This is a genomic window from Thermophagus sp. OGC60D27 (assembly GCF_052400625.1).
GTDB lineage: Bacteria > Bacteroidota > Bacteroidia > Bacteroidales > Marinilabiliaceae > Thermophagus.
Genome location: NZ_JBQTGH010000008.1, coordinates 100,649 through 114,065 on the forward strand (window position 1 = coordinate 100,649; position 13,417 = coordinate 114,065).

Annotated in this window: 12 protein-coding genes and 1 tRNA gene; 7 read left to right on the forward strand and 6 right to left on the reverse strand. The window is 42.7% G+C overall.

The annotated features are described in order from the left end of the window. The first annotated feature begins 211 nt into the window (after nt 1–211). Entirely contained in the window at nt 212–1,375 is a 1,164-nt protein-coding gene (locus ACT29H_RS11245; RefSeq protein ID WP_444821728.1) for a DUF418 domain-containing protein, read from the forward strand. Nucleotides 1,376–1,692: 317 nt separating this feature from the next. After that, entirely contained in the window at nt 1,693–2,400 is a 708-nt protein-coding gene (locus tag ACT29H_RS11250; RefSeq protein WP_444821729.1) for a cytidylate kinase-like family protein, read from the forward strand. Between the two features lie 79 nt (nt 2,401–2,479). On the opposite strand, the gene ACT29H_RS11255 is transcribed toward ACT29H_RS11250, so the two are convergent. The 3 genes from ACT29H_RS11255 to ACT29H_RS11265 form a co-directional block, all read right to left on the reverse strand. Beyond that, nucleotides 2,480–3,334: a fructosamine kinase family protein gene (locus ACT29H_RS11255; RefSeq protein ID WP_444821730.1), complete on the reverse strand. Its 855-nt coding sequence runs from the start codon at nt 3,332–3,334 to the stop codon at nt 2,480–2,482. Nucleotides 3,335–3,419: 85 nt separating this feature from the next. After that, entirely contained in the window at nt 3,420–3,899 is a 480-nt protein-coding gene (locus tag ACT29H_RS11260) for a low molecular weight protein-tyrosine-phosphatase (RefSeq protein WP_444821731.1), read from the reverse strand. A 56-nt stretch (nt 3,900–3,955) separates the two neighbouring features. Then, nucleotides 3,956–4,138, reverse strand: a complete 183-nt coding sequence (locus tag ACT29H_RS11265; protein WP_444821732.1) for a hypothetical protein — start codon at nt 4,136–4,138, stop codon at nt 3,956–3,958. Between the two features lie 83 nt (nt 4,139–4,221). Here ACT29H_RS11265 and ACT29H_RS11270 point away from each other — a divergent pair, with 83 nt between their 5' ends. Beyond that, nucleotides 4,222–4,548: a hypothetical protein gene (locus ACT29H_RS11270; RefSeq protein ID WP_444821733.1), complete on the forward strand. Its 327-nt coding sequence runs from the start codon at nt 4,222–4,224 to the stop codon at nt 4,546–4,548. A gap of 205 nt (nt 4,549–4,753) precedes the next feature. After that, on the forward strand, nt 4,754–6,070 hold the full coding sequence (locus tag ACT29H_RS11275) for a sigma-54-dependent transcriptional regulator (RefSeq protein WP_444821734.1): 1,317 nt from the start codon (nt 4,754–4,756) through the stop codon (nt 6,068–6,070). A gap of 49 nt (nt 6,071–6,119) precedes the next feature. Here ACT29H_RS11275 and ACT29H_RS11280 read toward each other — a convergent pair whose 3' ends face one another. Continuing rightward, a complete protein-coding gene (locus ACT29H_RS11280) occupies nt 6,120–8,585 on the reverse strand; it encodes an ATP-binding protein (protein ID WP_444821735.1) in 2,466 nt (821 codons plus the stop codon). Between the two features lie 926 nt (nt 8,586–9,511). On the opposite strand from ACT29H_RS11280, the gene ACT29H_RS11285 reads away from it, so the two are divergent. Continuing rightward, nucleotides 9,512–9,585 (forward strand) — tRNA-Met (locus ACT29H_RS11285). Between the two features lie 96 nt (nt 9,586–9,681). Here ACT29H_RS11285 and gap read toward each other — a convergent pair. Next, entirely contained in the window at nt 9,682–10,674 is a 993-nt protein-coding gene (gene gap, locus ACT29H_RS11290) for a type I glyceraldehyde-3-phosphate dehydrogenase (RefSeq protein WP_444821736.1), read from the reverse strand. A 1,149-nt stretch (nt 10,675–11,823) separates the two neighbouring features. After that, nucleotides 11,824–12,177 (reverse strand): DUF6249 domain-containing protein, encoded by a 354-nt coding sequence (locus ACT29H_RS11295; protein ID WP_444821737.1) that lies wholly within the window; start codon nt 12,175–12,177, stop codon nt 11,824–11,826. A 138-nt stretch (nt 12,178–12,315) separates the two neighbouring features. On the opposite strand from ACT29H_RS11295, the gene ACT29H_RS11300 reads away from it, so the two are divergent. Both ACT29H_RS11300 and ACT29H_RS11305 read left to right on the forward strand, forming a co-directional pair. Further along, entirely contained in the window at nt 12,316–12,894 is a 579-nt protein-coding gene (locus ACT29H_RS11300) for an RNA polymerase sigma factor (RefSeq protein WP_444821738.1), read from the forward strand. A gap of 12 nt (nt 12,895–12,906) precedes the next feature. Continuing rightward, nucleotides 12,907–13,314, forward strand: a complete 408-nt coding sequence (locus ACT29H_RS11305; protein WP_444821739.1) for a hypothetical protein — start codon at nt 12,907–12,909, stop codon at nt 13,312–13,314. Nucleotides 13,315–13,417 lie beyond the last annotated feature (103 nt).

Below are 13,417 nucleotides of genomic sequence, written 5' to 3' on the forward strand. Positions count from 1 at the left end.
TTTTTGATTTCTAAATTCACCAACCAATAGATTACAGTTACGGATTACAAAGAGTGCTTCCGAAGCCCTTAAAAGTATTTGGGCGGTTCAGTCGCCTGATTCGGAGAGCTTTGAAAAAAAATCCGTTGCTGAATTTTTTGGGCAACCAAGAGATCTGCGCCATAATGCCGGCTCGCTGGTTGATTGAAAACTAACTACAATTATTTATACTATGGCCCCATCATCCAGCACGCCACGACTGATCGTTGTTGACGCCCTTCGGGGATTTGCTATTCTTTCCATCATGTTGTTGCACAACATCGAGCATTTTGACTTATATCATTTTCCCGACGATCTGCCGGAGTGGCTCAAGGCCATCGATTCCATAATCTGGGATACCTTATTTTTTCTTTTCGGCGGAAAATCGTATGCCATATTTGCGCTGTTGTTTGGGCTGACATTTTACATTCAGTACAACAATCAACAGCAAAGAGGAAATGATTTCAGCGGTCGTTTTCTTTGGCGTTTGTTGCTGCTTCTCTGTTTCGGATTTCTCAATTCCATCTTTTTTGAGGGAGATATACTGGCCATATATGCCATCATTGGAGTCGTTCTGGTTCCGTTTCGGCGGCTCAGCAACAGATTGGTGTGGAGCGCAGCCATCGTATTGATGATGCAACCACTGGAATGGATTCGTCTTTTCGGATATTTGATCAATCCGGACAATGTGGAAATCGCCTCTCGTGCCGACGGGTATTTTAGCTTGATAGGAGAACCGTTGTCGAACGGAACTTTTTTGGAGGCCATGCGAAGCAACCTCACGAATGGTCGGCTGGCCGTTTTCTTCTGGTCGTACGAAAATGGCCGATTCTTTCAGACGGCTGCATTGTTTCTCACAGGCTTTATGCTGGGGCGCACTCAGCGTTTTACGACTGCCTCTCACAACAAAACCTTTTGGCAAAGAGCCCTGACAACCGCCATTGTGGCATTCATTCCGCTCTTCCTGCTGCACAAAGCTTTGCCACACATGGAATGGCATCCGTATGTCATCGCCCGAATACAAACAGCCGTAACCTCCTGGTCGAATCTGGCCTTTATGACCATGCTGGGATCCACCTTTGTCCTCTTATTCGGACATACCGCCGCCCGGTCGTGGCTGAACAAATTATCCCCCATGGGAAGGATGAGTCTTTCCAACTATGTGTTGCAATCCATTCTGGGATCCTTTGTCTATTATGGTTTTGGATTGGGCCTTTATCAATACACCGGAGCGAGCTTCAGCCTTATCATAGGCCTGGGACTGGGCATCCTTCAAATTCTTTTCAGCACATGGTGGCTTAAACAACATAAGCGAGGGCCGTTAGAGCAGATATGGCACCGATTGACGTGGATTTAAGGTTCCGCCGTCAAATAAACAGGAATTTGTGGCCATTGGATATTCTTGTGCATCGGACTTTTGCACCCATTTAAGAATGGGATTTCACCGGTTCTAAACAACCCTATTTATCCTCATTCCTTATTGATAAAATCTCAAAAAACTCTTTTCATTTTTGCAGAAAAAGCGTATTTTAGAGACATCTGACAGAACATACCCGGAACCCACTTTTTCACAACCCGCAATGTGATTTAATAACCTGAAAAAGGCGACTACTTCAAGGGATGGAAATATGCACGGAGGTGTTGTATCAACCTACATTTCAATAAAAAAAATATATGGATAATCTGTTCTTAAAATATATGCGCGAACGCACCGGACGGAAAAAAAGCCCCAAGGGACCTACTTTCGAATCGCCCGGTCCGGTTATTACCATTTCACGGGAGTATGGCTGTCCGGGAAGAAGAATTGCCAAAAAACTGGCACAAACCCTCACAGAAAAAAATAAGGCGCAACGCAACTCTCGTGAATGGAGATGGATCAGCAAAGAAATTATTGAAGATTCGGCCCGAGAATTGAAATTATCCCCCTCCTTGATGAAGGAACTGTCTGAATATAAAGAAAGAGGTTTTTTTGAAAATCTGGCGCTTTTCTTCTCCGACGAATACTACCCCAGTGATGTCAAGATAAAAAATACCATAGCCAAATTTATCTATAACGCCGCCGTGGAAGGAAACGTCATCATTATTGGAAGGGCGGCCGAGGCCATCACCAAAAACTTCGTCAACTCACTGCACATCAAACTAAAAGCACCACTTGACTGGCGTGCAAAAAGGGTTGCTGACATACAAGGAATGACCATGCAGGAAGCCCGCCGAGAAGCTTTTGAGATGGATCAACGTCGCGACGCTTTCCGCAATTATTTTGAAAAGGAACGTCCCGACATCGAATATTTCGATATCTTTTTTAACTGTGCCACCCTTACCGATGAAGAGATTGTTGAAAGTATTGTCATCCTTGCCGAGTCCCGGGGCTTTGTCGTGTAGAAAGGTTGATTTGACCATACCCGTTTTGCGCTCCCGGTTTACTTTGGATGCCGGCTTTTATTCAGCATCCATCATCTTCTCAACCAACCAGTTTCTGTAACAATCCGATGGTTTGACCATAGTATCCTGATCCAAAAAGATTCAGGTGATTCATGACATGGTAAAGGAGATAGATCGGTTCTCTTATTGCTGCCCCTTCTTTTAACGGCCAGGTTTCTTGGTAGGCGCGATAAAAGGCGGAAGAAAAACCGCCAAATAGTTTTGTCATGGCCAGATCTGCCTCCCGATGGCCATAATAGACTGCCGGATCAATCAACACCGGCTCTCCATTCCTGTCGCACAGATAGTTTCCGCCCCAAAGGTCGCCATGCAACAGAGAGGGTGGTTCATCACTCCCAGCCATAATTTTTTCATAGTTCGTTTCAAGTGAAGCAAACAGCTTCTGCATGACCGAATCGGCATATCCGTTTCTTTCTGCCAGTCTGTACTGGTATAACAATCGTTTATTCCAGTAAAACAGGGGCCAGTTATGAGCTTCTTCACCGGCAGGAATATTCTTCTGGGGCGTAGACCCTATAAAATTATCTTCAAAAAAGCCGAACGACGCACCACTATACTGATGCATCAATGCCAGCTTACGGCCAAAAACTTCAAAAAAATCTTTCTTTTTGGCCCCCTGCTCGATATGTTCCAGAATCAGGAAATCGTCTCCGGAACAGATGACTGCCGGAACCTTCAGGATGTTGGGTTTGGCCAGTTCGGTAAGGCCATTTGCCTCTTTTCGGAACATTCCGTCTGCAAACCCCTGCTTTAAGAAATAGCTTTTCCCGGATGCTGTGGTAACGATCCTGGAGTCGGCGATGCACCCTCCTGATGCACCGGTGGTTTGGGAAATTTTTTCTCCCAGCACCTGTTCCAATTGATGTATATCCATAGCTTTTCTCTTTCTTGAATCATCATTCTATCGGACGTAATAAAAAAGCCGGTTCAGGAAGCTGGCAAAAGAATTATCATTTTGCTCAGGGATTACTCTTCAGAAAGTCAATTAATCCTTGACAGGCCTGTTCCAGCAGGTCGAGCACCAGTTCGAAGCCTTCATCACCACCATAATACGGATCCGGAACTTCATCTTTGTTACAGTCGTGACAAAAATCGGTCATTTTAAAAATTCTGGAAATAGCGGATGACCCTTCGGCCAGCCGTTCCAGTTCGCGTATATTCTGGTCATCCATCCCAATAATCATATCGAAGTAGTCAAAATCCTTCATAGGATTCACCGGTCTGCTGATACTGGTAAGATGATACCCTCTTTTTATAGCGTGTTCCTGCATTCTTTTATCGGCCTGTTCCCCCGCATGAAAATCGCTCAAACCGGCAGAATCAATCTCCAATTGATCCGCGATACCGGCTTTTTGAGCCATTCCTTTCAGGACGGCTTCGGCACTGGGAGAACGGCATATATTTCCTAAACACACAAATAATATTTTCTTTTTCTCCATGGTTTTCATTTTGCTTGCAAATATACAAGTTTCCCCGTGCCATCCGAAAAAACTCTTTAAGGATAGGATCGCCGCTCCCCTCCCAAGAACCATAAGGCGGTTACGAAATAAAGAGTGTAGCGGCCTTCCACAATTTGTGGATTTTTTTCCACACCCACGCAACGGTAAATAATATCGACATTTTCACCCTCACGCACCATCGCACTGTATTCCAACCACCTACCCATCCCCCACCACATGGCATCCAGAAATTGGCACGTTCTTTTCTTATATAAGAACCGAACGTTTGATTATAGTTTGTTTAACCTAAAATAATAATGTTATGAAACGTAAGTTTTGGTTCACCCTAACTGCTTTGTTGCTTTTTGTTGTTGCAACACCCACGATGTATGCCGTTGAAAACGACCACACCCTTTACTCTGCAACTCAGCAAGATGAAGTCACTTTCAATGAAATTGAGATCAGTGAGGTCCCTGAAGCTGTTCTTGAAGCCGTTAAAAAGGAACATCCCGAAACACCTGTTACTAAAGCCAAAGTTGCCGAAGTTGACGGAAAAAAAGTCTACAAACTCGTTCTCGGAAATGAAGGAGATGAAAAAGTCATTGCCCTTTACAACAGCGATGGCACAACATATACCCCTAACTCCTAAACTGTTATAATTTCCTTATTTCTTAAGAAGGACTGCCATGTGATGGTAGTCCTTTTTTTTTGACCTCTACCAGCTGAAACACCTGTAACCAAATAAACAATGATACCAACGCGCCCCAACTCTTTTTAACAATATAAAATCGGACCAAAATTATCCCTACAGCCATAAAATTGGTTATATTTAACCAATCAAAACGATCAGGGGCATGAATAAAAAAATACTGATTATTGATGATGACACCTCATTTGGTTTAATGGTGAGCGGGTATTTGAGAAAAAAGGAGATGGAAACGTCTCTTGCCGGCTCCTACCAAAAAGCCAAAACATTAATCAACCATGAACATTTCGATTTAATTCTGTCCGACCACCGCTTGCCCGACGGTAGCGGCTTGGATGTTTTGAACTACGCCAAAAGTAAATATCCCAATCTGCCGGTGGTATTGATCACTGCTTATTCGGACATCCGAGTGGCTGTCAATGCCATAAAAAAAGGGGCTTTCGAATACATTACCAAACCCGTAAATGCCACTGAGCTGATTCATGTGGTGGAAAAAGCTTTAAAAAGCAGCGATCATTCTTCTCCTTTATCCAACGGGTACATCGTTAGTGTGGGGGATCACTCCAATGAGATGGATGAACACATTCGACTGGTGGCACCTACCGAGGTATCGATACTGATACAGGGCGAAAGTGGCACCGGCAAAGAGTTTGTGGCGCGTCGCATTCACGAGCTCAGCCAACACCGGAACGAGCCATTTGTAGCGGTGGACTGCGGAGCCCTCACCCCGGAAATCGCTTCCAGCGAATTGTTCGGACATGTCAAAGGAAGTTTTACAGGAGCGCTGGATGACAAAAAAGGCCATTTCGAAAGCGTCGGAAAAGGAACCATCTTTCTGGACGAAGTGGGGAATTTGAGCTACGATGTGCAGGTAAAACTACTCAGAGCCATTCAGGAACGACGGGCCCACAGAGTCGGCGGCAATCAGGAATTTCCTATTGAAGCTCGTATTCTGACGGCGACCAATGATGATTTGAGAATAAAAGCGCGCGAAGGAAATTTTAGAGAGGATTTATTTCACCGGCTCAATGAATTTACGATAATCGTTCCCCCACTTCGTGAAAGACAGGACGAATTAATGGTATTCACCGACCATTTTTGTCGCCAGGCAGCCGATGAATTTGGAAAAGAGATCAAAGGCTTCACAGAAGAGGTGATGGAAGCTTTTGGCACCTACGACTGGCCGGGAAATCTCCGGGAACTCAGAAATGTTGTCCGACGAGCCGTATTGCTCAGCAAAGACCATTGGATTGGCCGGGAAGTCATTCCCCCCGAAATTTTGGAACCACACCCCCGGTCCATTAATGCCACCAGCTTTTCTGAAGAAAAAGAAAAAACAGAGAAACAATTAATCGAAGAAACTCTTCGTAAAGTGAAACACAACAAGAGCAAGGCTGCCCGATTGCTGGGAATTGACCGCAAGACTCTCTACAATAAACTTCAAAAACTGAAAATTGACTACTAACCCAAAAATCAGACACGGCTGCCATATTTTTTTGCCCTTGGGATGGGACCTATCCGTTCACTTTTTCCAATTCCTTTTCCACCCGTTTCCAATGTTTTTTTAACCGTTTAAAGCTCCGTTTAAGCTGTGAATGGTAGCCGGGTTTACTCATCACTTCCATCCCTTTCAGGATGGCCACCCCTTCTTCTATGGCATATTGGCGGAATCCCGTTAGCATTTTATGAGCCAAATCCGAGATGGCATCAAACTTCCTTTTTCGGATCAGGAACGACATCTCTATTAAATTCTTATTGGTCTCATGAATAAAAGTCGTCACCACCGAAGCAAGAAACGCCTGATCCTCTCCGGTAAATGACAAAACACCGTTTAAGTCGTACAGAGCTGCAGCAGCCGCCTCTTTATTTCCGACATCTTCATGGGGAAGAGTTGGAGCCTCGATCAATCGCCGGATAGCCTTTAACAAATCGCTTTTGGAAAATGGTTTGGGCAAAAAAGTAATGTTTTCCATTTGCGATGTTTCGTCCAGAAGATGTTGGTTCGCAGCCGCCGAAAATAAAAGAACCGGAACCGTGCTTCTTTTACGTATCTCCTTAACAAACTCGACACCGTTCATTCCCGGCATTCGGTAGTCGGAGATAATCAAATCAAAAGATCCCTGGTCAAGCCACTCAAGAGCTTCTGTGGCAGTGGAACATCCATGAATATTGGTATGATGCTTAAGAAACCCACGCAGCAACTGTTGTACGAGTGGGTCATCATCAACCACCAGCAGATTCTTTCCATCAGGCACAAGAACTTTATTCTCTCCATGGTTTTGCCGACCGGAAGTTGGTAACAGCAACGGTATGCGAAACCAAAAGGTACAACCTTTTTCCGCATTGTTTCTGAAGCCAATGGTACCCTCCATGGCTTCAACAAGTTTTTTACTGATGGCTAGCCCTAAGCCGGATCCGGATGCTTTAGGTGAGGTCACCGTATTGAACCGTGAAAACGCCTCAAACAACTCGTTTGGATCATCAACGGATAGGCCTGGGCCGGTATCTTTAACCGCAAACAATAAATCTTTTTCTTCTTTTTCCAGAGAAATTATTACGGCGCCCTCTCCCGTAAACTTAATGGCATTGCCCACCAGGTTGATCAAAATTTGTTGGAGACGGGTTTTATCACCACGAAAAGTGGGAATATCGGTCCCAATGGAATAGCGAAAGTTAATTTCTTTTTCTTTGGCTTTCCCGATAAACGTTTCCCACACTTCACGCACCAGATCGTCGGGATGAACAGCCTCATAATGAAGCGTGATCTTACCTTCATTCATCTGAGACATATCCAAGATATCATTCACCAGCGCCAACAAGTGCTGGGCAGCGTTGTAAATGATCTCGGCGCTGTGGTTATCAGACTTCATAAGTTCTGAAAAACCAATAATAGATGTCAGGGGAGTTCGAATTTCATGACTCATATTAGCCAGAAACCGTTCCTTGGTCTTCATGAGCGACTCAACTTTTTCTTTGGATTTCACCAACTGTTCTTTCATACGTCTGCTTCTTCGCAAATCCCGGTTGATCCAAAACACAAAACCAATAATAATGATGAGGGCCGATATCCCAAGAAAAATAAGCTGTTGCAACAGGTCAATCCTCATATTTGTCAAGCCTTCCTGGTATTGAGAGGATGCGGCCAGTGCCTCCCCTTGCAACTGGTGCACAATCTCACGAATGGTACCGGTAAGCTGGTCATCGAGACGAATCAGGCTACGCTCTCTCCCCAGCAACAGCTCGGAAAAACGACGATCTTGTTTCTCTATGATATCCAACTGCTTGCGTACTTTTTCTATGGCAGGATCTTTGGTCACCTTTGTAATGAAAGAGGAATCAACGATCTGGTGTATTTTAGGCGTGGGAGAAATCACCACCGAGTCTTCCCCTTTATTGCCGGTGATAAATCGCGAAATGCGCCCCAAGAAAGTTATTTTTTCTTCATCCTCATCAGGAAGAATTGGCGTTTCAACAGAATCGACCACAAAGTGAGAATAGGTAATTTGACTGATCTGATAATTAAGGCTATCGGGCAAGAAAAACCGAACATCCTGATATTTACTTCTATAACGATTAATCTCACTGAGCTCAAAAAGTTGCTGAATACGCTCTCTCTTTTGATCATAAAGGATTTTAAGAGTATCCACCTTAGTCAGAGACAGGGTGTCCGAAAAAACAATTCCCAAACTGTCCAGAAGCACATGGACGGAGTCGTTTAAAGACTTAAACCTCTGATGGTCCTGCCTTAACCCGGTCAGCACATATATTCTGGAGGCTCGATCAACATCCTGCATTCTAAAAATCAATTCATTAAGCAGAAGAAGCCGTTTGCCCACCGGGTCGGTTCGCGGATGGTTACTCAAATGACGTACAACACCAAAATAATTGATCCCAAAAGCCAAAGCGGCCACAATCAATAACAACACAAAACCGGTGGTAACTTTGGTATTAATATATCGTTCAGGCCAGTTGCTTCTCATTACAATACTTTTTGGTTTATGGTTGGCATCAGCCTGCCTCGCAAAGTTATGCCATCTGACATCTCAATTTGAGGCTGACAACCATTAATATTCCCCTATAGCGAGACCTTTATAGTCCCATGCATAAGCTCTGGTTGCATTCGTATCACACTTTTTAAGTCATTGGTCGAATGAAACTCGCAGGAACAAACAAGTTCCAAGTTTCTAGTTCACAGTGCGTAGATACATCCAAACGGCCTAATCGCCTAATGGTCTATCTGACTATTGACCGAACAACCTAAAGATCAGGCTTTTTTTGTGACAACCTTAATTGGTCATGCACGTTTCATAATGCAATATAATGATTAATATAAAAACCAACATCCGGCCGAATTGGCAGCAAACATGGCAAAGCGCAATCATTTCCGGGAAAAAATTATGCATCAAACTTAACCATTCCAACGCTCCCGGGTTGTCCATCAACGTGGGTGAAAATTGTTCGGGAAAACTTCAAATGCCAACATCGCAGATAGAAATTTTTAGTATCTAATTCATCTAAAACCATAAGCAAATGTAACGCACATGACAATGGTTACATAGTGCTCCTTTTGGGCAATCACATTTATCCTCCTCGTTTCCTTAGAATAAAAGCAATTGTTTAACATACGGATAAGAGGGTATAAGGATGGCACGTTACAGCCCTACTGTGAAAAATGGCAAGCTATTGCTCGTATGGGAGATCACCATGAAGGTCCGATTCCACGAAAAAAACAAAACTAATGTCAGGACCCCAAATGACCGCATTTAGAAGCAAGAATACAGGGTCCTTCAATTTACGATGGGTGAATTAATTAGGAAATTCCATGTTGAAAAAAGAAAAAAATACCCCGATTTTAATTGGAAAATATTCCCAAAAGACCTACATTTGCAACCGCAAAAACAGGAATGGCGAGGTAGCTCAGCTGGTTAGAGCGCATGATTCATAATCATGAGGTCGGCGGTTCAAGCCCGCCTCTCGCTACACAAAAAAGAGTTATAACACATCATTGTTATAACTCTTTTTTTTTATTGTTACATCCCCGCGTTTCAAGATCACTTTCCGATATCTTCGAAATAATTATATATCGACCAGAATCTGTCGAATCATTTGATTGGTAAACCCCCATTCGTTGTCGTACCAGGCCATCACTTTAAGCAAGTCACCATCTACCACACGAGTCATCCCCAAATCCACCGTTGCGGCATACGGACTTTTTACAATATCTGATGAAACCAATGGTTCGTCTGAAACTGTTAACACATTCCGGTAACGATCAGTTACCGACTCTTCCTTAAACACTGCATTCACCTCTTCGACAGTGACATTTCGCCGGGCAACAAAAGTTAAATCGGAAATGGACCCTACGGGTATGGGAACACGCAGGGCTACACCATCAAATACTCCTGCATATTGGGGTAATGCCTTGGTGGTGGCGATGGCTGCTCCGGTTGTGGTAGGAACAATATTGGCTGCTCCGGCACGTCCCATTCGAAAGTTCTTTTTTGAAGGGCCGTCTACGACGGACTGTGAAGCGGTATAAGCATGAACCGTTGTCATAATCGCCTTTTTGATTCCTATCCGACGCCCCAGTATTTCAACAACCGGACTAATGTTATTGGTGGTACAACTGGCACAAGAAAAGATTCTGGTTTTCCCGCCCTCAGAATTAACCCCATGAACAACCGTCGGCACATCAGAACTTTTTGTGGGGGCTGAAATAATGACAGTTTTAGCTCCTGCAGTAATATGATTTTCAGCATCTTTCCCCGCTGTAAACAAACCTGTCGCTTCTATGACAACATCAATAAGATACTTCTCCCAGGGCAACTCTTCCGGATTCCGAATCGAATGATATTTAATTCTTTTCCCATTAACAATAATGTGATTGGAATCATAAGTCACCTCCTTTTCATAGATGCCATAAACCGAATCATACTTTATGAGGTAGGCGATATTTTCCACAGAAACAACATCATTGACTGCCACCAAATCCAGATTGGGGGTATCCAATATTACTTTAAGGGCTGCTCTGCCAATGCGCCCCATCCCATTAATTGCAATTTTTCTCATTCCTATAAATTTTTCTAAGTTATCGGCCGAATGGAACTCGCACAATATATGGGTCTATACATCTTCTTTTGTCACAATTCCATATTGTCGTGAACGTTTCACATCCGTTTCATTTTTTCCTTTTGTTGTATCCTGCCTTAAACGACACCGAACCCAACCCTGCGTCTCCTCACCAAATAAATATTCAAAGGAAAGGTCACGTTCAACAAAATATCCACCTCGATCATTTTCTTATTTATTGGGATGGCGTCAATTTCACAAGGAAGACCCGTCATTCAGCTTGCAGTACAAACCCACCCTACTCTCATAAATGAAAAATGATTCAATGAAAGTTCAATTACTTTTTGGCCTTCTCAACCGGGAAAGACTAAACCATTTTTCCAAAATTATAGCCTAACAAAGTGTTTGTCAATAAAAAAGTGAGAGTCACTAAGAAGATTATTCAACTTATGAATAAGATTAAGAATTCATCGGGGAGAGGAAAAAATCACTAAACCTGGTTCATTTAAGAGCAACAAAAAAAGGGCTGTTGAAAACAGCCCCTTTCCCTTTAAATCAGCATTTGCTAACCAAATCCAAGTCTATGAAAAAAATCTACGTTGCAAAGATGGTCATTTTTATTATTAAGAACATCAAAACTGCCTTAAAGCTTGTTAAAGCGTCACCCGCTCCCGATCTTTATCCTTCAACAAAAAAAAGGACAGCAACCTTGAAGCACTGTCCTTTTCCCTTAAATCAGCTTTGTTAACCAAATCCAAATCTATGAAAAAAAATCTATTACAAATATAAGATTGTCTCCTATTAAAAAGACACAACTCTGGTTAAATGTGGTTAAAAAACAACTGGCAAAAAGGAACCTAAAATCATGGTTCCTTTACCCAGTCATTTTTAAATCCAAGTTTTATGAAAAAATCCCAATTACAAATATGATCAATCTTACACAAAATCTACGATCAAATAGGTTAATTAATGTTAACCAAGCCCCACAAAACCTCCAACATACACCCATCGTAACGCACTTAATAAAAGGACCAAACATCCATCATTGACACACTAATCCTTTTTACTATTTTCTTGCCATCTGCACTTCCGAAAGTGAAAATAAGCCATTTCAATAGTCATTCCGGGACATACGAAACCTGAAACGAATCACTCATCATCGGTCAGAGACTTATTTTTTCTGATCAACATATAAAAGATCAGGAGGGCTAGTCCACCAAAAAGCAAAACCATTGAAATGTAAGCGACACCTTCCGAAAGTTGGCCTCCAACAGCCAAAAAGTCGCCTACGACAAACCCTAATGCCAGTCCCACAAGGAAAATGCCGTATTTCAGAGCATTTACTCGGTTCTTTTTTCCCTCTTCCTTAAAGATGGAGGCATCTCTACCCGAAGCAATCAAAGCCGTGCGTTCTATCCGTTTATTTCGGTAGTAACTTACCAAAACAACAATTCCGAAAATCATTCCGAAAAATGCTACCGGTACAATTATTTCCACATTCATAGTCATAAATTTTAGTTTGTTTTACTTGTTTTGCCCGTTGGACGACAAATTTTTCAATAGGGTTACACTCAGAACGATAAAAAGAAAAATCTGATTACCTTGTAACCTGAAGACCACCTAAAGCGTCTTATATCCACCATGAAAATGCAAGACGACAAACATATCATCAAGCTCGTTCTCCAAGGGGATGTTGCCGCTTATTCGGAACTTGTTGATCGTTACCGTCACATGGTTTTCACCCTTGCAATGCAATTAACAAAAAATGAATCGGATGCCGAAGAGGTTGCTCAGGATGCCTTTTTAAAAGCATTCCGGGCTTTATCCAAATTCGAAGGAAGATCTTCCTTTTCAACCTGGATCTATCGAATAACTTACCATCAGTCGATTACAATGCTCAGAAAGAACAAGAAACACGCTGTCGTATACGATGAACGTTTTGAAAAGGAAGAAAACAACCCTGACGAAGAAAACGTCCCATTCGAACGATTGGAAAAAGACGATAGAAAACGGTTTTTAAAAGCTTCTCTTGAACGATTAAAAGGTCAGGAAGCATTTATTTTGACTTTATACTATTATGAAGGACGCAAGGTAGAGGAAATTTCTCAAATAACGGGTTTTTCAGTATCCAATGTAAAAGTAAGGCTCTTCAGAGCACGAAAAAATTTACTCAAAGAATTGAAATACATACTCCAATCGGAGGCAGGTTCCTTATTATAAACCTACGGAATTATGGTTAATAAAAAATCAAACAATGAAGACCGAATGCTGAAACAACTGTTTCAGGAAAGTTTTGAGCCGGAAGAGATTCCGACGGCCGACTTTAATAAGAAAGTGATGGCCCGTATTTTAAACGAATGGGTCTCACGCTCCAACTATTTTGATCCCCTGGTGAATACCCGAAACCGATGGTGGATCGTTCCCGGCATCTTTGTCCTCTTCATCATCGGATTTCTGCTAGATCTGGGACAACTCAGTCAAAACGCAACAGAATTTGCCTGGTTAAAAAACATATCCGGAACTTTCCAATTCCTTTATTCATGGATAAAACCCATCCATTTAATGATCATTGGAGCCTTGCTCGCTGTTAGCCTCCTGCTTGGGCTCGACCATCTATTTAAAAAACTATCGAATATTTAAGCGAATGGTCTAATACAGGTCTCACACTTGCAGTAAATGATCCGTTAAATCGGAGTAATGCCATCCAGCCCCAATTGCGACAACAAATGTTAGCCCTTAAAAA